At 66.8% G+C, this 18228-nt stretch carries 19 protein-coding genes and 1 pseudogene; 6 read left to right on the plus strand and 14 right to left on the minus strand.

Annotated elements, in window-relative coordinates; all coding sequences use genetic code 11:
* Positions 1-2: 2 nt before the first annotated feature.
* Positions 3-2105 (minus strand): sensor histidine kinase, encoded by a 2103-nt coding sequence (locus G370_RS0105180; RefSeq protein ID WP_019659627.1) that lies wholly within the window; start codon positions 2103-2105, stop codon positions 3-5.
* Positions 2106-2235: 130 nt separating this feature from the next.
* Between G370_RS0105180 and G370_RS0105185 the strand changes: the two genes are divergently transcribed.
* Positions 2236-4995 (plus strand): bifunctional diguanylate cyclase/phosphodiesterase, encoded by a 2760-nt coding sequence (locus G370_RS0105185; RefSeq protein WP_019659628.1) that lies wholly within the window; start codon positions 2236-2238, stop codon positions 4993-4995.
* A gap of 78 nt (positions 4996-5073) precedes the next feature.
* Here the strand turns inward: G370_RS0105185 and G370_RS0105190 are convergent, their stop codons facing one another.
* From G370_RS0105190 to G370_RS0105225, 8 genes are all read right to left on the minus strand, one after another.
* Entirely contained in the window at positions 5074-5499 is a 426-nt protein-coding gene (locus tag G370_RS0105190; RefSeq protein WP_019659629.1) for a DUF1851 domain-containing protein, read from the minus strand.
* Positions 5463-5882 (minus strand): hypothetical protein, encoded by a 420-nt coding sequence (locus G370_RS0105195; RefSeq protein ID WP_019659630.1) that lies wholly within the window; start codon positions 5880-5882, stop codon positions 5463-5465. Before G370_RS0105195 ends, G370_RS0105190 begins: the two co-directional genes overlap by 37 nt.
* 67 nt (positions 5883-5949) lie before the next feature.
* On the minus strand, positions 5950-6165 hold the full coding sequence (locus G370_RS0105200) for a hypothetical protein (RefSeq protein ID WP_019659631.1): 216 nt from the start codon (positions 6163-6165) through the stop codon (positions 5950-5952).
* 98 nt (positions 6166-6263) lie between these two features.
* Positions 6264-7454 (minus strand): methyl-accepting chemotaxis protein, encoded by a 1191-nt coding sequence (locus G370_RS0105205; RefSeq protein ID WP_019659632.1) that lies wholly within the window; start codon positions 7452-7454, stop codon positions 6264-6266.
* Between the two features lie 163 nt (positions 7455-7617).
* The gene (hflD, locus tag G370_RS0105210; RefSeq protein WP_019659633.1) at positions 7618-8232 is read right to left on the minus strand and encodes a high frequency lysogenization protein HflD; all 615 of its coding nucleotides are present in this window, start codon (positions 8230-8232) and stop codon (positions 7618-7620) included.
* Positions 8229-9371: a tRNA 2-thiouridine(34) synthase MnmA gene (mnmA, locus tag G370_RS0105215; RefSeq protein ID WP_019659634.1), complete on the minus strand. Its 1143-nt coding sequence runs from the start codon at positions 9369-9371 to the stop codon at positions 8229-8231. Before mnmA ends, hflD begins: the two co-directional genes overlap by 4 nt.
* Positions 9368-9829, minus strand: a complete 462-nt coding sequence (locus G370_RS0105220; RefSeq protein ID WP_019659635.1) for an NUDIX hydrolase — start codon at positions 9827-9829, stop codon at positions 9368-9370. The genes mnmA and G370_RS0105220 overlap by 4 nt, the downstream gene beginning before the upstream one ends.
* A gap of 1 nt (position 9830) precedes the next feature.
* Positions 9831-10304, minus strand: coding sequence for a hypothetical protein (locus tag G370_RS0105225; protein WP_019659636.1), 474 nt, complete (start codon positions 10302-10304; stop codon positions 9831-9833).
* A gap of 112 nt (positions 10305-10416) precedes the next feature.
* On the opposite strand from G370_RS0105225, the gene clpS reads away from it, so the two are divergent.
* Positions 10417-10743 carry an ATP-dependent Clp protease adapter ClpS gene (clpS, locus tag G370_RS0105230; RefSeq protein WP_019659637.1) on the plus strand — a complete coding sequence of 109 codons (327 nt, stop codon included), beginning with the start codon at positions 10417-10419 and terminating at the stop codon, positions 10741-10743.
* Positions 10744-10843: 100 nt separating this feature from the next.
* Here the strand turns inward: clpS and G370_RS01000000120730 are convergent.
* Positions 10844-11663: pseudogene (locus G370_RS01000000120730) on the minus strand (APH(6) family putative aminoglycoside O-phosphotransferase).
* Positions 11664-11801: 138 nt separating this feature from the next.
* Between G370_RS01000000120730 and clpA the strand changes: the two are divergent.
* The 3 genes from clpA to G370_RS0105250 all read left to right on the plus strand — a co-directional run bounded on the left by clpA (position 11802) and on the right by G370_RS0105250 (position 14839).
* A complete protein-coding gene (gene clpA / locus G370_RS0105240; protein WP_019659638.1) occupies positions 11802-14087 on the plus strand; it encodes an ATP-dependent Clp protease ATP-binding subunit ClpA in 2286 nt (761 codons plus the stop codon).
* Positions 14088-14264: 177 nt separating this feature from the next.
* Positions 14265-14543: a type II toxin-antitoxin system RelE/ParE family toxin gene (locus tag G370_RS0105245; protein ID WP_019659639.1), complete on the plus strand. Its 279-nt coding sequence runs from the start codon at positions 14265-14267 to the stop codon at positions 14541-14543.
* An 8-nt stretch (positions 14544-14551) separates the two neighbouring features.
* Positions 14552-14839, plus strand: coding sequence for a HigA family addiction module antitoxin (locus tag G370_RS0105250; protein ID WP_019659640.1), 288 nt, complete (start codon positions 14552-14554; stop codon positions 14837-14839).
* A gap of 48 nt (positions 14840-14887) precedes the next feature.
* Here G370_RS0105250 and G370_RS0105255 read toward each other — a convergent pair whose 3' ends face one another.
* From G370_RS0105255 to aat, 4 genes are all read right to left on the minus strand, one after another.
* On the minus strand, positions 14888-15262 hold the full coding sequence (locus tag G370_RS0105255; RefSeq protein WP_019659641.1) for a hypothetical protein: 375 nt from the start codon (positions 15260-15262) through the stop codon (positions 14888-14890).
* Between the two features lie 128 nt (positions 15263-15390).
* A complete protein-coding gene (locus G370_RS0105260; RefSeq protein ID WP_019659642.1) occupies positions 15391-15663 on the minus strand; it encodes a hypothetical protein in 273 nt (90 codons plus the stop codon).
* A 171-nt stretch (positions 15664-15834) separates the two neighbouring features.
* Positions 15835-16053, minus strand: a complete 219-nt coding sequence (gene infA / locus G370_RS0105265; RefSeq protein WP_005409596.1) for a translation initiation factor IF-1 — start codon at positions 16051-16053, stop codon at positions 15835-15837.
* 86 nt (positions 16054-16139) lie between these two features.
* Positions 16140-16880, minus strand: a complete 741-nt coding sequence (gene aat / locus G370_RS0105270; protein WP_026346973.1) for a leucyl/phenylalanyl-tRNA--protein transferase — start codon at positions 16878-16880, stop codon at positions 16140-16142.
* Positions 16881-16952: 72 nt separating this feature from the next.
* Here aat and G370_RS0105275 point away from each other — a divergent pair, with 72 nt between their 5' ends.
* Positions 16953-18221 (plus strand): hypothetical protein, encoded by a 1269-nt coding sequence (locus tag G370_RS0105275; RefSeq protein WP_019659644.1) that lies wholly within the window; start codon positions 16953-16955, stop codon positions 18219-18221.
* Positions 18222-18228: the final 7 nt, after the last annotated feature.

An 18228-nucleotide genomic window follows, 5' to 3' on the forward strand; every position in this document is an offset into this window, starting at 1 on the left:
GCTCAGTAGTCCGGTGACTCGGCGGCGGCCATGCTGGCTGCCTGGTAGGGGAGATGAACGTCGATCAGGGTGCCTTCACCGTGCGCGGATTCGATCCGTACATGGCCACCGACGCTCTGCGCACGCTCGCGCATCACGATCAGGCCCAGTCCGCGCGGGCCGTCGGGGTCGAAACCCTCGCCGTCGTCGCGGATCTGCAGGTGCAGGCCGCGCTGGCCGACGTCGCGCAGCTGCAGCTGTACCTGGCTGGCACGGGCGTGGCGCAGCACGTTGGTCAGGCTTTCCTGGGCAATACGGAAGCAGGCCTGCTCGATGCTGTTGTCGGGACGGTGCGGCAGCGGCTCGATCTCGGCCAGCAGCTCCACCGGCGAGGAACGGAACAGTACCCGTGCCTGCCAGCTCAGCGCCGCTTCCAGGCCCAGCGCGTCCAGCTGCGGCGGCCGCAGCAGGGTAGAGATGTCGCGCAGCTTGGCCACCGTGGTATCGGCCAGGCTGACGATCTGTGCCAGGTCCTCACCGCGGCGTTGCGGATCGTCCTCGTCCTGCGCGGCATAGGCAGACAGCTTGATCGCCGTGATCGCCTGGCCGATATCGTCGTGCAGGTCGCGCGAGATCGCGCGGCGCTCATCCTCCTGCAGCGAGAACAGGCGGCCGGCCATGGCCTGCAGTTCGCGGTTGCTGGTTTCCAGTGCGCTGCGGATGCGTTCGGAATCACTGAGATCGCGCACGATCAGCAGCTTGCAGTCGCGGCCGCCATAGCGCACCTCGCCCACTGCCAGGCCGGCATGGAAGCTGCGGCCATCTGCGCGCTGCATCGCCACCACGCTGCTGTGGCCCGGCCCCAGGTGCAGCTGGCCCGCACGCAGCTGGCTGCGCACGCGGGCCAGATCGGCGCTGTCCACCAGTGCCGAAAGCGGTTCGCCCAGCAAGGTGTGGCTGCCATAGCCGAACAGGCTGGCGGCCCAGGCGTTGGCGTACAACACGTGTTCGTCGGCGAGGATCACCACACCATCGGGCAGCACCCGCACCAGCTCGCGGAACTGTTCCTCGCGCTCGCGCAGCAGGCGACGCGACTGCTCGCGCTCGGTCACGTCCTGCAGGGTGCCCAGCACACGGCTGCGGCCAGCTTCATCGATACCGCTGGCGGCGCGCAGGTGCACCATCAACGCGCGCCCGTCCATCGACAGGACGGGCAGCAGCACGTCCACCTGCACCGGCTCGCCGGAGCATAGTTCGGCCAGCAGCTGTTCGGTCTGGGTGGCAGTGGCCGGATCGGCCGGCACCAGCAGTTCGTCGAAGCGGTGCCAGCGGCGGGCCTCGGGCGGGCGGCGGCCAAGCAGCCGGTAGACCTGGTTGGAGTAGCGACCCAGCCCGGTGGACGGGTCCAGCTCCCAGGCGCCGATACGGGCCAGCTCGTGGGCTTCCTCGACCCGGGCCAGCGCCTGGTCGCGGCGCAGCTGGGCCAGGTCTTCGGCGGTGCGGTCGATGGCAATCAGCAAGCGGGCGTTGTGGCCGTCATAGCTGATGGCGTTGGACCGCAGCTCCATCTGCCGTAGCGAGCCATCACGCAGTTGCAGCTGGGCACGCAGGATGCAGAGCTCCTGCGGCGCCTCGCGGATCGCCTCCAGCTTGGTCTGCAGTGCCTGGTCCTGGCCGGGCGGCCACAGCACGTCGACGGTCTTCTCCAGAAGGTCACCGCGCTCCCAGCCGAACGCGCTGCAGGCAGCCGGATTCGCGTCGAGGATCGCCAGCGTGTCCAGGTCGTAGACCAGGATCGGGCCGGGATTGCCCTCGAACATCTGCCGCAGGCGCAGCTCGGAGGCCTGTTGGCGCGCGTGGGTGTGCAGCACGTGCTCGGCCAGCGGGCGCAGCAGCAGATACAGCAGGCCTGCGCTGGCCAGGGCGAAGAACGAGCCCTTCAGGCCCTGCCACAGTGCCGCCTGCTGCGGATCGGGCACCAGCGCCTGCACCACGCTGTCGGTAGAGATCATCCAGGCCAGCGCCATCACCAGGTAGCTCAACACCACCCGGCGGCGGTCACGGCTCAGCGCCTGCGCCATCCGCGGGTCGGGAACAGGGGCGTTGCCGGTCGGTTCTGCAGGCATGGACGAGGCGGGTGACAGGGGCGCTGGTCATCTTACCCCGCAGCGCGCCGTGACCACTCAATTATCCGCCGCAGGCGCCGTTAACCACTGCGTGCCCCGCTGACGGGCGTGTCATCCGGAGCAAGATCGCGTGGACCAAGGGATCATCGCCAGCCTGCTGCAGCACCCGCTTGCGTCGGCGCTGGTCATCGTCGACCGTACCGGGCGTCCGCTGGCGGCCAATCCGGCCGCGCGCGAGCATGGCCTGCCAGCCACCGTGGCGGCCTATGCGCCGATGCTGGAAGATCTGCGCCTGATGGCCGCCGATGGCGGCATCGTGGCCTGCACGCTGCCGGGCGGCCCGCGCGGCCACTACGACGGCCACCTGCGTGCGGTGCACGACGGCGCGGGCAACCTGCTGGCCTTCACCCTCAGCATCCCCGAGCCGGTGCCGGTGGACGGTGGCGGACGCTGGGAACTGGCGCTGGATAGTGCCGGCCACAGCCTGTGGGACTGGGACATCCCCAGTGACCGCGTGATGCGGACGCCGACGCTGGGCGACGAGACCGCCACCGAGCTGCTGGCTCGGGTGCACAGCGAGGACATCGCCCTGGTGCGCGCAGCGCTCGACGAGCACCTGCATGGGCGCAGCGAGCAGTACAGCGCACAGTTCCGCTTTCGCCAGGCCGATGGCCAGTGGCGTTGGGTGCTGGATCGCGGCCGCGTGGTCGCGCGCACCGCCGATGGCCAGCCCCTGCGCATGGTCGGCACGCATACCGATATCGAGCAGCAGAAGCAGCTCGAATCGCTGCTGCAGGAACAGCAGCTGCACCTGAGCGAGGCCCAGCGCATCGCCAGCATGGGCAGCTGGTCGTTTGATCCCAACAGCGGGCATTTCTGGTGGTCGCCGGAACTGCGCTCGCTGCTGGCGCTGGAGCAGGGCGCCGTGCCCGGCCAGCGGCGCTGGTTGAAGCAGCTTCACCCCCGCTCGCGGGGTGCGTTGCGTGCGGCCTGGCGGCGGTTATGGCGCGATGGCCGCGCTGCCAACCTCGAGCTGGAGCTGACCCGCGGCCATGAGCCTTCGCAGCACCTGCGCCTGTGGATGCAGCCGCTGCTCGACATGGACGGGCAACCCAAGCGCCTGCTCGGCCAGGTGCAGAACATCACCGAGCAGCACCAGACCGATGCGCTGATCCGCTGGCGCACCGAACTGCTGAACCGGGTCTCCGCGCTGGGCCGCATCGGCGGCTGCGAGATCGAGGTGCAGACCCGCAGCATGCAATGGACCGAGGAGTGCTACCGCATCCATGGCCTGCGCAAGGAACCGATCACCCTCGACCAGGCGTTGGCGCTGTACACGGAGGACTCGCGCAACGCGTTCGAGGCGGCACTCGCCCGTATCGCCAACGGCGGCCTGCCCGAGCAGCTGGACCTGTGCTTCTATCGCCAGTCCGGCCTGCGCGTGTGGGTGCAGGTGCTGATTGAACTGGACCGCCGTGACGGCCTGCCGCCGCGGTTCGTTGTCCTGTTCCGTGACATCACCCGCGAGCGCGAAGCCAACGAACGCATCGAACTGCTGGCCCACTACGACCTGCTGACCGGCCTGCCCAATCGTGTGCTGCTCGGCGAGCAGACCGCCGAGGCCATCGAGGAAGCACGCGACCGCGGAACATCGCTGGCGATGCTGTTCATCGATCTGGATGGCTTCAAGACCATCAACGACAGCTTCGGCCACGCCACCGGCGATGCGCTGCTGAAGGCGGCGGCCACCCGCCTGCACCAGAACCTGCGCAACAACGACCTGTTCGGCCGCTTCAGTGGCGACGAGTTCATTGTGGTGCTGCGCGACCTGGCCGAGCCGGAAGACGCCGGCCACGTGGCGCGCAAGCTGATCGCCTCGCTGGCCGAGCCGCTGCGCCGTGGCGAGACCACGTTGAAGGTCGGCGCCAGCGTCGGCATCGCGATGCTGGGCGATGCGCAGACCGACTTTGATTCCCTGCTGCGTGCTGCCGACGCCGCGATGTACGCAGCCAAGGAAGCCGGACGCAATACCTACCAGTACTACAGCCAGGACGCATTGGCCCGCATCCAGCGCCGGCTGGACGTCGAGCATGCCCTGCATGGGGCAATCGAGCGCGACGAGTTCAGCCTGGCCTACCAGCCGTTGCTGCACGCTCACCACGGTGAGCCACCGGCGATCGAGGCACTGTTGCGCTGGCACCGGCCCGGGATTGGCTACTGCAGCCCGGCCGAGTTCATTCCCATTGCCGAAAAGTGCGGCGAGATCGTGCGCATCGGCGACTGGGTGCTGAACGAGGCCTGCCGCCAGGCCACCGCCTGGGACCGCGCCGGACTGCAGTTTGATCGCATCGCGGTCAATGTGTCGGCGGTGCAGCTGCGTGATCGTGGCTTCGCCGAACGCGTGATCGAGATCTGCCATGCCCATGGCTGGCCGCCGCAACGGCTGGAACTGGAGCTGACCGAGTCGGCGCTGATCCGTGACACCGACATCCTGCGCCATTGCTTCGACGTGCTCGAACGGCACGGCGTACCGTTGGCGGTGGACGACTTCGGCACCGGCTTCTCCAACCTCAATTATCTCAACCGCTTCCCGGTGGGGCGCCTGAAGATCGACCGCAGTTTCGTGCAAGGGATGCTGCATGACTCGGGCACGGCGGAAGTCACCCAGGCCATCGTCCACCTGGGACACGCGCTGGGCATGAAGGTGGTGGCCGAAGGCGTGGAAACCCATCAGGAAGAAGACATGCTGCGCCGCCAGGGCTGCGACGAGATCCAGGGTTACCTGTACTCGCGCCCGCTCAGCCCGCGCGACCTGGCGCAGTGGCTGCGCCAGCCGCAGCCGGTTTCGCTGCGCACCGACGCCAGCGGCGAAGCGGTGCTGGTGCGCTGACAGCCATACTTTGGTAGGTGCCGACCGTTGGTCGGCACGAATGCATGTACCTCGCGATCACCCACGCTCGGCGTGCAACTACTTACCGCGGGTATCCAGTTTGGTTGGTCGCGCCTTGGCGACTGTCGCAGCAAGGGCTTCCAGCTCAGCGAGACGATCTGTCTTCACCAGATGCGCCGCATTCCAGCCACCTTCGGAAACCGCGGGCGAAAAGCTGTAGATCTCATTCGGAGCCAATGGCCCAAGTCGGTCAAGTGCATGCGCATGCAGGGGCCGCTCATCGTCGTCGGTGACGTCAAGATAGGGCCCATCCAGGGCCTCCAGCAGGAACGCCAGTTTCCAGTTGCGTTCCGCCGCATCGGCGGGGTCTGGCACATCCGATTCTGTCGTGACGTGTCCACTGTGTGGATCGATGCTGATCTGCGTGGAGGTGTTCTCCCCACACAGCAGAATCTGGCCGAAAGCTGTTACCGCGTAGACATGGAAAGTATCGGCACCCTCCATGGGATTGCCTTGCAGGAACGCAGTAGCAACCTCCGCATAATCGCCACGAACCAGCTGCACAGGCCGATCACCCGCACCTCGTGCCGTCGCGCGTTGAGTACGATGCGACCGCGCATCACCGGGAAGTAGCGCAGGCCGAAGCTCGGCGCAAAGCTCTCACGGAACGCCATGCTGCCGTCAGGCAGCGCATGGAAGGCCAGTTGCAGCCACTTGTCCTGCGGCAGGTCACGTTCCAGGCTGCCCAGCGAGAGGCGGGCCTGCATGGCCGGTGACGCCGCAATGCGTTCGTTGAACAGGGTGATGCCCCAGCTGAAATAGCCGGCTACCCAGGCCATCATAAGGACGGTCTCGATCAGCAGAAGTGCGATCAGAGCGATGGCCATCGGTCTTCCATGAAGGGTACCGGTGGATCATGCCATGCGCGACGGCCCATCCACGCATGGCGTGGATCTACTTAAGCGCATCCCCATCCAGCCCGAGATCCCAGGCCAGGCCCAGCAGCGCCTCGTCCACCCGCGACGGGGCCGGGCGCGCGTCCGCCAGCTGCTGCAGCTCGCGGATCTCCTCGCGTGCCACATCCTCCAGCTGTTGCAGCTGCTCACGCACGCTCGCGTTGCGCGGGCGCTCGGTGTCGGTGAGGGCGGGCAGGGCGCGGATCAGGGTCATGGTGCGCGTACAGGATGCATCCAATGGCGGGTTACAGGCAAAGGCCCCGGACGAACCGGGGCCTTGCGGGCTGCCGGCGAGGGCAGCGGACATCAGGATCAGAACAGCTCGACGGTGCCGGCGCCCATGCTCTGCTGGGCAACCGGCTTGTGCGGCGGGCGTTCCCATTCGCTGCGCAGTTCGCGCAGGCGGCTGCCGGTGCGCTGCAGGGCGGTGGCGATCTCTTCGTCGAACACGCCGCCATTGCGGTGCAGCAGTTCCTGCAGCGCCACCGCTTCACGGTTGATCGCGGTCAGGCGGTCCAGGTGGGTGTGCACGCCGCCCAGGGCCTGGGTGGCGATGTCTTCGAACTGCAGGGCGCGCACGGCCTCGGCCACGCTGCCATCGATCGCACGGGCGCACTCGGACACTTCACGCATGCCGTCGCCGAGCGAGGCATTGATCTGCGCGACATTGTCGAGCATTGCCGCCGCTTCCTGGCGTGCTTCGCGGGAGCGGTCCATGTCACGCGAGGCCATGTGCGAAACCGTCTCGCGCACCTTGGCGATGGCGTCCTTGGAGCTGTGCGCCAGCTTGCGGATCTGCTCGTTGAAGGTGGTCGAGCGCTCGGACAGGTTGCGCACTTCGTCGGCGACCACCGCGAAGCCTCGGCCGGCTTCACCGGCACGCGCGGCTTCGATGGCGGCGTTCAGCGCCAGCAGGTTGGTCTGGTCGGCGATCGACTTGACGTCTTCCAGCAGCGCGAAGATGCCATCCAGGTGCTGCGCCATCTGGTCGATGTGCTGCACGGTGGTGCTGCTCTGGCCGCTGACCTGTTCCAGTGCTTCCACCAGCTGCTCCATGCGGTGGCTGGCGTGCTGGGCGAAACGGGCAACGTCGAGGCCGGCATTGCCTTCATCACCGGCGCGGTCGACGATGCGCGACAGGGCCTGGCTCTGCTGGCGCGACTTGCGGTTCATCGCATCGAAGCTGCCACCGAGGCTGGAGACGGCCTGGCGGATCAGGTCACGGGCGCGTTCCACTTCACCGCGCGAACCCTCAATCTCGTTGCCGACGAAGTTGCGCAGTTCGGTCAGCAGCTGGTCCTGCTCACGCAGGACACGGGCATGTTCCGGGGAACGATGCGCCTGGGCGCGGGTGGTCCACCACGCAAAGCCGAGCCAGCTCAGCGTCATCGTGGTCAGGATCGCCCAGCGCAGGGCGGCCGGCCATTCGAAACCGATGGCGAAGGGGAGCAGCAGGGTCAGAGCCAGGGGGGCGGCCAGACGGATGAAAATGCGTGAGTACATGGACGTTCTCGGGAGGTGCACGGAGGATGTATCGGCCGTACCCCCTTTCTCTTTAACGTCGATGTGCCCCGAAGTGCATTCTGAATGCGCCGGTTTTCCGGCGCTGGCGGTGATTCGGTGTCCGATTCCCTTTTCCATGGAAAAGCGCCCGGACCCCATGCGCTTACGCCAGCTGGCGGTCCACGGCCTCGATCATCGCCTTGCGGCCGAACAGGAAGTCCCAGTAGCTGCCGCCCAGCTGCCGCCATAGCACCGCCGAGCGCACCGCTGCCAGCAGTAGGGCGCGGATCTCGGCCACCACGCCAGCCTGGCCCAGGTAGTGCGGGTTGCCCTGCACCATCACCCGCGGCTTGAGGTGGCTGATGGTGTCCGCGTACAGGCTGCCCAGGCTGGCCAGCACATCCGGGTGGCCGCTGTCGCCCAGCTCGGCGGCCTGGCGCTGGGCGCGCTCGATGCCCGAGGCGACCTTGTTCACCGTGGCGCCATCCTGAACGAAGCGGCGCTCCAGCTGCAGCACCGACAGGGCCAGCTTGGGCAGGATCGGATCCTGGCCCTGGCTGCGGAAGTAGTTGTGCAGCAGGCGCAGCCCGGCCTTCAGTGCATGGCGGTCACCGAATACCGCCTGCGGCGAGGACGCATCGACACGGAACACGCTGTCCACGGCGGTGCGCACGGCGGCGGCGTCGGAATGGCCGGTATCGGCGATGCGGCGGACCTGCTGCAGGGCCTGGGCAATGCCGGCCAGGGCCAGGACGCGGTCGTCGACAGTGAAACTCATGCAGCGGATACCTCAAAAGGGGAAGGAGTGGTGCGCAGACGCTGTTCCAGCGGCGCATCGGTGGCGGCGATCACCGCGCCACCCAGGCACACATCACCGTCATACAGCACCAGCGATTGACCGGGGGTAACGGCACGCTGCGGGCGCGCGAAGGTGACCAGCACGCTGCCATCGTCCAGCACCTGGACCGTACACGGCTCGTCAGGTTGGCGGTAGCGGGTCTGGGCGGTGCATTCAAAGCGCCGTGCCGGCGGCGAGCCGGCAATCCAGTGCGCGGTTTCCGAACGCAGGCGGTTGGAAAGCATCCACTTGCTGTCGCGTTCCTGGTCCACGTACAGCACGTTGCTGGCCACATCCTTGCCGACCACGTACCACGGTGCGGCCGGGCGGCCGCGTACGCCGCCGATGTTCAGGCCCTCGCGCTGGCCCAGGGTGAAATAGAACACGCCCGGATGTTCGGCGATCACGCTGCCGTCGGCCGGGTCAAGGATCTGGCCGGGCCTGGCCGGCAGGTAGCGGCCGAGGAATTCGCGGAAATCCCGCTCGCCGATGAAGCAGATGCCGGTGGAATCCTTCTTGGCGTGGGTCGGCAGGCCGACGTCGCGCGCAATCCGGCGCAGGTCGGTCTTTTCCAGGTCGCCGATCGGGAACAGGGTCGCTGCCAGCTGCGCCTGGCCCAGCTGGTGCAGGAAGTAGCTCTGGTCCTTGGAGCGGTCGGCGCCACGCAGCAGCAGCCATTGGCCACCGCGCTGGGCTACGCGCGCGTAATGGCCGGTGGCGATGCGCTCGGCGCCCAGCTCGCGGGCGGCATCCAGGAAATGCTTGAACTTCACCTCGCGGTTGCACAGCACGTCCGGGTTCGGCGTGCGGCCAGCGGCGTACTCGGCCAGGAAGTGCTCGAACACACCCTGCCAGTACTCGCTGGAGAAGTCCCGGAAGTGGAACGGGATACCGAGCAGGCCGCATACGGCGACCGCATCGCGGCGGTCATCCTCAGCGCGGCAGTCACCGCTGCCGTCGTCGGCCCAGTTCTGCATGAACAGGCCTGCCACGGCCTCGCCCTGCTGGACCAGGCGCCAGGCCGCGACGGAAGAGTCTACGCCACCGGAGACGCCCACCATCACGCGCGGCGTGCTCATGCGACCTCCCGGACCAGCGAAAGCGGATGGCGCTGGCCACCCAGGTAATCCGCCACCACCTGCCAGACCAGCGGGCTGCGCTGGCGCTCGCCGGCGGCCTGCAGCTCGGCCGGGGTCAGCCACAGCGCGCGGTCGATGCCGGTGTCCAGCGGCTGCGCCGGGTCGTGCGAGAGCGGGCGCGCTGCGTAGCAGAAGCGCAGGAACGCGGTGCCGTCGCCGGCAGTCCACTGGTAGCAGCCGATGAAATGGGTCAGCTGCACGGTCCAGCCGGTTTCCTCGCGGGTCTCGCGCAGGGCTGCCTCGGCCAGGCTTTCGCCCGGCTCGAGGTGGCCGGCAGGCTGGTTCAGCACTTGGCGGCCGTCGATGGTCTCTTCAACCAGCAGCACGCGGCCGCCGTCGACCACCACCGTGGCGACGGTGGCGTGCGGTGCCCAGCGCGGGTCCGGCGTGGCGTTCAACTCAGAACTCGTCCTTCTTGGTCAGCTCCAGCTCCATCGCGTCGGCGGTGCGGATGGCCGCATCGATGGCGTCACTGAGCTGGTCCGGGGTGGCATCGGCATCGATCTTCACCACGAACATGGCGGTGGTGTCCTGCTTGACCCAGCCCCCCATCTTGGCGTCCTGCGAATCCTCCAGCAGGCGGTTGGCCACGGCCACCGGGAACTGCTTGGTCTTGGCGTTGTAGGCCGGCGACCAGATCTCACGGATGTTGTGGCTGCCGAAATCCTCCACCGCCGAGCGCACGTAGACCATCTGGGTGCGGTCACCCTCGACGTCGAAGACCATGCGGTAGTCGCCGTCCTCGTCGACTTCATAGGTATAGCCCAGCTTGTCCAGGTGGCGGCCCACGGACTTGTCGGCGGTGGTTGCGGCGGTGGCGGCGCCGGCAGCAGCCAGGGCGATCAACAGGGCGGTAAGAAGGGTCCTTTTCATGAAGATCCTGTGAAACAGTGTTGAGACAAGATGCAATTGTGACGGCGGCCGTGCGTGCCGTCCAATCTGCGGCGGGCCGACGCAGGCTTCTCCGAGCCTCTATAATGGACGGATGCCCCATGAGTCCTCCCCCGATTCCCAGCACGAGCACGGCGTTGCGGTAGAACCTGCGCGCCCGGAAGTGGCGCCGCCGCCGTTCTACCAGGTGATGCTGCTCAATGACGACTACACCCCGATGGATTTCGTGGTGGACGTGCTCCAGCAGTTCTTCAACATGGACCTGGACAAGGCCACGCAGGTGATGCTGCACGTCCATACCCGCGGCCGCGGCGTGTGCGGGGTGTTCACCCGCGAAGTGGCCGAGACCAAGGTTGCCCAGGTCAACGAGTATTCGCGGATGAACCAGCACCCGCTGCTGTGCACGATGGAGAAGGCCTGACCGGCCTTTTGTAGAGCCGAGCCCATGCTCGGCTGCTGTTCGTGCAGGTATCCAGATCGCTGGCAGAGCAGCCGAGCGCAGGCTCGGCTCTACAGCCGGATCACGCTTCCGCCAGCGCCTGCAACGCCATCCTCGCGACCGATTCGTCCACAACCGCTGGGTCGCCATCATCGCGGAACCACACCGCCGACAGCCCTGCGCTGGCAGCGACCCAACGCAGCAGGCGGGTGCGCTCGAGGCCGGCCAGCGCGGTCACCTGTTCTGCGCGCGCGGCAAACCGCTCGGGCCGGGTGGCCACATGGATGCCCGGGCCGCAGAGATCCGGGTTGCTGAACAGCGTCGTGTAATCGAACGCGCGATCGCCCAGCAGCCGCTTCGGGTCGATCGCCAGCCAGCCGCGCGCGCCGAAGTCGAGCACGTTGTCGTGGTGCAGGTCGCCGTGCAGCGGCCGGATCTCCTGTTCGTCACGCAGCAACCCCTCCGCCAGTGATCTGCACTGTTCCAGCAGTGGCGGCAGCGCAGCCCTTGGCTGCAGCAGGTCGGCGAACCATCTACGCAGGCAGACCAGTTCCGCTGGGCGCGCGCTCCGTGGCCGGTGCAGCCGCTGCAGGACCTGGCACAGGACCGTGGTGCAGGCGTCATCGTCGCCCGCGATTGAACGTTGCCGCAGCGAATCGCCTTCGGCGCGCTCGATCAGGATTGCCGGCCCCTCGTGGGCCAGCAGGCGGGCAGCGCCATCACCGTCCCACCAGCGCAGCAGGCGGTGGCTGTTCTGCTCCTCCGCTTCGCTGCTGATCTTCAGCATCGCCGGCGCGCCGGCAGCGGTCAGCACCGGCCAGAGCCGGGCGTGGGGCGTGGGGCGTGCAGATGGCCGGGCCATCACGCCGCAATCGCCAGCGGCTCAGGTAGGGTTCGCTCATGCCGGTTGAGGTCTTCTGGAGTGAATGAAGATCAAGCGTTCTGCAGTGCTAACGCCATCTGAACGCAGCAATCCGCTAGGGTGATGGAAATCGCGTAGTCAGGCCGCATATTGTTCCCATCTGCCGCCGGAGTAATCCATGTTCAGCAAAGACCTCGAACACACCATCGGCCAGTGCTACAAGCGCGCCCGTGAGGCCCGGCATGAGTTCATGACGGTCGAACACCTGCTGTTGGCACTGCTCGACAACCCGTCCGCCCAGGCCGTACTGAAGGCCTGCGGTGCCGACGCCGAACGCCTGCGCCAGGAGCTGGAGCAGGCCATCGAGGCCTCGGTGTCCCGCCTGGCCGAAGATGACGGCCGTGACACCCAGCCGACCCTGGGCTTCCAGCGGGTGCTGCAGCGGGCCGTGTACCACGTGCAGTCCTCGGGCAAGAAGGAGGTCACCGGCGCCAACGTGCTGGTCGCCATCTTCGGCGAAAAGGACTCCCACGCCGTCTACTACCTCAACCAGCAGGATGTCACCCGGCTGGATGTGGTCAATTACCTGTCCCACGGCATCGCCAAGCTGGGCGAGGAAGGCGAGCAGCCGTCCTCTTCCTCCGAGGGTGAGGGCCGTATGGAAGGCGGGGATGGCGAGCCGAAGGGCGATGCCCTGACCGAATTCGCCAGCAACCTCAACGAACAGGCCCGGTCCGGCCGCATCGATCCGCTGGTCGGTCGTAGCGACGAGATCGAGCGCACCATCCAGGTCCTGTGCCGGCGCCGCAAGAACAATCCGCTGTACGTGGGCGAGGCTGGCGTGGGCAAGACCGCCATCGCCGAGGGCCTGGCCCGCCGCATCGTCGAGGGCTCGGTGCCCGACGTGCTGGCCGACGCGGTGATCTACTCGCTCGACCTGGGCGCGCTGGTGGCCGGCACCAAGTACCGCGGCGACTTCGAGAAGCGGCTGAAGGGTGTGTTGACCGCGCTGAAGAAGGTGCCCAACGCCGTGCTGTTCATCGACGAGATCCACACCATCATCGGCGCCGGCTCGGCGTCGGGTGGCACCATGGATGCGTCCAACCTGATCAAGCCGGCGCTGGCCTCCGGCGAGCTGCGCTGCATCGGCTCGACCACCTTCCAGGAATATCGCGGCATCTTCGAGAAGGACCGGGCGCTGGCCCGCCGCTTCCAGAAGATTGATATCGTAGAGCCGACCGTGGGCGAGGCCTACGAGATCCTGCAGGGCCTGAAGTCCAAATACGAGTTGCACCACAGCGTGACCTATTCGGACGAAGCGCTGCAGGCGGCGGTGGACCTGTCGGTGAAGCACATCGGCGACCGCCTGCTGCCGGACAAGGCCATCGACGTGATCGACGAGGCCGGAGCCCGCCAGCGCCTGCTGCCGGAAGGCCAGCGCAAGGAGCTGATCGACGTCGAGGAAGTGGAAGCGATCGTGGCCAAGATGGCGCGTATCCCGACCAAGCAGGTCAGCGCCACCGACAAGGACGTGCTGCAGCATCTGGAGCGCAACCTGAAGATGGTGATCTTTGGGCAGGATCCGGCGATCGAGACGCTGTCCTCGGCGATCAAGCTGGCCCGCTCGGGCCTGGGCAACCCGGAGAAGCCGATCGGCAACTTCCTGTTCGCCGGCCCGACCGGCGTCGGCAAGACCGAGGTGACCAAGCAGCTGGCGCTGCAGCTGGGCATCGAGCTGGTCCGCTTCGACATGTCCGAGTACATGGAGCCGCATTCGATCAGCCGCCTGATCGGCGCCCCTCCGGGCTATGTCGGCTTCGACCAGGGCGGCCTGCTGACCGAGAAGATCGTCAAGACACCGCACTGCGTGCTGCTGCTGGACGAGATCGAGAAGGCGCACCCGGACATCTTCAACATCCTGCTGCAGGTGATGGACCGCGGCGTTCTGACCGATACCAACGGTCGTGAAGCCAACTTCAAGAACGTGGTGCTGGTGATGACCACCAATGCCGGCGCGGCACAGGCCTCGCGGCGCTCGATCGGCTTCACCAAGCAGGACCATGCCACCGATGCGATGGAGACCATCCGCCGCAGCTTCACCCCGGAGTTCCGCAACCGCCTTGATGCGGTGGTGCAGTTCCAGGCGCTGGGCTTCGAGCACATCCTGCGCGTGGTCGACAAGTTCCTGATCGAGCTGGAGATGTTGCTGCAGGACAAGCACGTGAGCCTGTCGGCCACCCCGACCGCCCGCGACTGGCTGGCCCACCACGGCTTCGACCCGCTGATGGGTGCGCGCCCGATGGCCCGCGTGATCCAGGACAAGATCAAGCGTCCGCTGGCCGACGAGCTGCTGTTCGGCAAGCTGGTCAACGGTGGCAAGGTGAGCATCGATGTTCGCGACGACGAACTGGTGGTCGAGACCCAGGCCGAGCCGGAGCGGCTGCTGCCGGTCACGGTAGAGTGAGCTGAAGGCTTGGCGTGAAAGACTGGAAACAACAAGGGCGGCTTCGGCCGCCCTTGTTGTTTCCAGTGGGCCTGTCGTCTGCGGCCTTGCTTGAACGGAATGCAGGTGCCAATGCTGTCTTCTGGTCGCGATGGGGTGCTGCCCTGTTTGTATCTCGTAACGATACAGGATACAGTAATGATCATCGGTTTTCGTCACAAGGGCCTTGAGCGGTTCTACCGTTCCGGCAGCAGTAGTGGAATCCGCCACAGTCATGCCAGCAAGGTGTTGATGATCCTGACGATCCTGGATGTGGCTTCGGGTCCTGAGGATCTGGCCATGCCTGGACTGCGCCTGCATAAGCTCCGGGGCGGCCTGAAAGGACATTGGTCTGTATGGGTCAACGGAAACTGGCGGATTACCTTCCGTTTCACCGGCAGCGACGTGGAGCTGCTGGATTACCTGGACTATCACTGAGGTCGCGCATGATTCATCACCATCCGCATCCGGGGCAGACGATCAAGGCAATGGTCTTTGATCCAATGGATCTGTCTGTGACCGAGGCGGCCGAGCGCCTGGCAATGTCACGGGTGGCCCTTTCGCGGGTCCTGAACGGCAAGGCGGGCATCAGTCCCGACCTGGCTATCCGCCTGGAGATGGCGGGAGTGAGTACCGCGGTTTTCTGGATGGGGCTGCAATCCAGCTACGATCTTTGGTTGGCGCGGCAGCGCGCGCAACCGAGAGTGTTGTCGCTGGTTGCCGCGACGCGTTGACGTATCTCGCGACAAGGGCGGCTTCGGCCGCCCTTGTCCTCTCCGGGGTCAGCGGCTGCGGCGGCGCGCTTCGCGCTTGAACCGCTCGGCATCGATCGGCTCGATGCGCGCAACCTCGCAGCTGCCGCGACCGGTGTCCAGAGCGCTTCGGCCCTCGCTGCACAGCTCGTCAGCCTCCTTGCCGTCGGTCTTGAAGCCGAGGCGGGTGGCCAGCACGGCAGAAGGGCAGCTGTTGCGGAAATGCACCACATAGTGGTCTTCACCGGCGCGAAGCAGGACGTTCCTGTCAGCGCCGGCGCGAACGATCTGCTGTTCGTCGGTCAGTGGTACGCATTGCGCCGGCGGGGTGCCAGCGGCATGGGCGGGCGGCGCCAGGGTGATGGCAGACAAAGCCAGGGGGACCAGCAGGGAAGACAGGTTCATGGCGGGGCAGGGGCGGCGATCCGGACTGGATCGGATTCCAGGTTGCCGCAGCCGCTGCAAATGCGAATCTGCCGCAAGCAAGGCTGACCGACGCCACGGTGAGATCGGTCACGATGACCTTTGGCGCGTCAGGCGGCGATTGAGCGGAATCCTTGCTGGCGCCCCTGGTCGCCGCCATCCTCGATGACGAATGCGACTGCCTCATGTGGAATATGCAGGCGCTGCTTGAGTGTGCTGCCCATGTGTGGGACCTCGCGCTGCACGGCCAGATACAGTGGGTGGGATGCGTCCATGCTGGTACAGACCAGGCAGGGCTGGCCGAACCAGGTGCCGTCCGGCCCCTTGCTGGCGTAGCAGCGGCTGGTGACGGACTGCGGGTCCAGGACGATCAGGTAGGTCATGCGCGCAGCGCCCTCTGTGAAGAACGCGTTGAGTCTAGAGTTCCGGCGCGATGCTGGATTTCAGACAAGGACGAAAATCGAACGGCCCCGGAGACTTTGACTTTATTCCGTGCACGACAAAGGGCCGGAAGCGAGGCCGGCCCTGTCGGAGTGGCGCAATGCGCCGACCGCTTACTTCATGCGGTAGGTGATACGGCCCTTGGTCAGGTCGTACGGGGTCATTTCAACCTTGACCCGGTCACCGGTGAGGATGCGGATGTAGTTCTTGCGCATGCGGCCGGAGATGTGGGCGATGATTTCGTGCCCATTTTCCAGACGAACGCGGAAAGTGGTGTTCGGCAGCGTCTCGCTGACGGTGCCCTCGAACTCGATGGAATCGTCTTTCGACATGTAGTCCTGTGCGGTTCAGAAAACGGCCACGCTGGGCCTAAGGCGCGGTATTTTACGCGTGATGGGCCCGGCTTGCAAAGTTTGTGTTAACCCCCGGCCAAACGCCGTGCTGGCAAGCGTCCGACCGCCTGGGTCCAGGGGCCTTCACGGCCGTCACGGTGTACGGCCTGACGGACGTGCTCCAGAAAGTCCGCGCGCGGCAGGTGCTCGGCGCCCATCCGCAGCAGGTGCGGGTTCTCCACCTGGGCATCGATCAGTTCCCAGCCCCAGTCACGCAGGGTGGATGCGAGGGCGGCCAGGGCGATCTTGGAGCCGCCGCTGGCGCCACTGAACATGCTTTCGCCGAAAAACATCGATCCGATCGCCACCCCATAGATGCCGCCGACCAGCGTCTGCCGGTCCCAGACCTCGAAGGAATGGGCAAAGCCGAGGTCGTGCAGCTGGCCATAAGCCTCGACCATCGCCGGGCTGATCCACGTACCGTCCTGGCCCGGTCGCGGTGCTGCGCCGCAGGCACGCATCACACGACTGAAAGCGGTGTCGGCGGTGATCTCCCACGTGCTGCCGCGCAACTGGCGGCGGAAGCGGCTGGACAGGTGCACGCCCTCGGTACGGAACACCATGCGCGGGTCTGGCGACCACCACAGGATTGGCTCGCCCTCGCTGAACCAAGGAAAGATACCGCCGGCGTAGGCATTGAGCAGGCGCACCGGATGCAGGTCGCCGCCCACCGCGAGCAGGCCGTCGGGCTGGTGCAGGGCGGTCTCGGCTGGAGGGAAGGGCGCGTCCGGCGCATCGGCCAGGCGCCAGGGCAGCTGGCGGGTCATGCCGTCATTGTATTCGCCGTGGCGGTCGCTGATGTCTGTCACCATCAGCGTCCTACGGCAAGGAGCCCACGCATGAGTGACGCCATCACCGCCATCCTCGACGTGCACGACACCGCGCGCTCGCGCAACGACAGCCAGAGCATGCTGCTGGCGCTGGCCACTGAGCAGCCGGGCCAGCTTGGTGCGCTGATGCTGCTGGCCCTTGCCCGGCGTTCACCCAGCTCGGCCTTTCTCGACATGGCGCTGGATCTGCTGCCCGATGAAGCGATTGTGCCGGTCTGTACCGAGGCCAGGCGTCGCTATCGTAATGGCGAGCGCGGCGAACTGCTGGCCAGCGTGATCGAATTCACCAGCTACCAGGCGCCGCAGGTGCTGCAGGACGACTGGGAGGCCTTGCTGGCGCTGGCCACCGAAGACGAGCTGCAGCTGGCTTCGCAGGTATGGCAGGGCCTGCCCTCCGTCATTGCCGTGCAGTGGGCGCAGATTCTGGCTGAGGCCGACGACGATCGCGAGATGGCGCGGGCCAGGGCGCTGCTGCTGGCGGCGCAGCCCGAGAGCTATGCCGTTGCCCGCGGCTACCTCGCTGACTGGGGCGCGCTGGATGCTGAGGTCTGGGCGCATTGGGCCGGCGTCGCCGACGGACCGCAGCCGCGGCGCCTGCATGGGGAGCGGCCGCTGCACATCCGCTTCGGCCGCGAGCAGCATCGCGCGCAGCAGGCGGACGAACCGAGCTGGCGCAAGCGCATCTGGCGCCTGCACCCGACCTGGAATGGTGGGCAGGTGCGTCACGCCGGTTGTATGGGAGGGCCGCTGGAGGCGCAATGTGGCAGCTGCCATGCGCCGTTGCAGCGCCTGTTGCAGACAGATGCCGCCGCGCTGCAGCCGGGCGCAACGGGTGAGATCACGCTGGGGCTGTGCCTGGACTGCTGCGGTTGGGAAGATCCGCCCGTGCGTTTCTATCGCCACGATGCCGCCGGCCTGCCCAGCTGCCACCCCAGCCAGCATCGGGAGGTGCCGGCCACGCCGACCGACAGCGGTGACCTGATGCAGGCCGAGGTCGGCCTGGCCGCCATGGACACCATGCGGTGGGAGCAGCAGGACTGGGGCCAGTCCAATCATCGGCAGAACCTGTCGCGCGTGGGCGGCGCACCGAGCTGGGTGCAGAGTGCTTGGTATCCGGCGTGCATCGATTGCGGTGAGGAGATGCCCTTCGTGATGCAGCTGGATTCGACGCTGCCGACCACCGGTGGAGGCGCGCTGCTATGGGGCAGTGGCGGCATGCTCTACACGTTCTGGTGTGCGAAGTGCCGGGTGAGCGGGCACTTCTGGCAGTGCACCTGACGGTCCC

Origin of the sequence: Stenotrophomonas hibiscicola ATCC 19867 (assembly GCF_000382065.1) — a bacterium.
Lineage (GTDB): Bacteria > Pseudomonadota > Gammaproteobacteria > Xanthomonadales > Xanthomonadaceae > Stenotrophomonas > Stenotrophomonas hibiscicola.

Coding starts and splice junctions, on each gene's coding strand:
- mnmA (WP_019659634.1), bottom strand. CDS start 9,371: ATGAGCACGCCGCGCGTGATGGTGGGCGTCTCCGGTGGCGTAGACTCT.
- G370_RS0105190 (WP_019659629.1), bottom strand. CDS start 5,499: ATGGAGGGTGCCGATACTTTCCATGTCTACGCGGTAACAGCTTTCGGC.
- aat (WP_026346973.1), bottom strand. CDS start 16,880: ATGACCCGCCAGCTGCCCTGGCGCCTGGCCGATGCGCCGGACGCGCCC.
- G370_RS0105200 (WP_019659631.1), bottom strand. CDS start 6,165: ATGACCCTGATCCGCGCCCTGCCCGCCCTCACCGACACCGAGCGCCCG.
- G370_RS0105180 (WP_019659627.1), bottom strand. CDS start 2,105: ATGCCTGCAGAACCGACCGGCAACGCCCCTGTTCCCGACCCGCGGATG.
- infA (WP_005409596.1), bottom strand. CDS start 16,053: ATGTCGAAAGACGATTCCATCGAGTTCGAGGGCACCGTCAGCGAGACG.
- G370_RS0105260 (WP_019659642.1), bottom strand. CDS start 15,663: ATGACCTACCTGATCGTCCTGGACCCGCAGTCCGTCACCAGCCGCTGC.
- G370_RS0105205 (WP_019659632.1), bottom strand. CDS start 7,454: ATGTACTCACGCATTTTCATCCGTCTGGCCGCCCCCCTGGCTCTGACC.
- hflD (WP_019659633.1), bottom strand. CDS start 8,232: ATGAGTTTCACTGTCGACGACCGCGTCCTGGCCCTGGCCGGCATTGCC.
- G370_RS0105275 (WP_019659644.1), top strand. CDS start 16,953: ATGAGTGACGCCATCACCGCCATCCTCGACGTGCACGACACCGCGCGC.
- clpS (WP_019659637.1), top strand. CDS start 10,417: ATGCCCCATGAGTCCTCCCCCGATTCCCAGCACGAGCACGGCGTTGCG.
- G370_RS0105245 (WP_019659639.1), top strand. CDS start 14,265: ATGATCATCGGTTTTCGTCACAAGGGCCTTGAGCGGTTCTACCGTTCC.
- G370_RS0105195 (WP_019659630.1), bottom strand. CDS start 5,882: ATGGCCATCGCTCTGATCGCACTTCTGCTGATCGAGACCGTCCTTATG.
- G370_RS0105255 (WP_019659641.1), bottom strand. CDS start 15,262: ATGAACCTGTCTTCCCTGCTGGTCCCCCTGGCTTTGTCTGCCATCACC.
- clpA (WP_019659638.1), top strand. CDS start 11,802: ATGTTCAGCAAAGACCTCGAACACACCATCGGCCAGTGCTACAAGCGC.
- G370_RS0105250 (WP_019659640.1), top strand. CDS start 14,552: ATGATTCATCACCATCCGCATCCGGGGCAGACGATCAAGGCAATGGTC.
- G370_RS0105225 (WP_019659636.1), bottom strand. CDS start 10,304: ATGAAAAGGACCCTTCTTACCGCCCTGTTGATCGCCCTGGCTGCTGCC.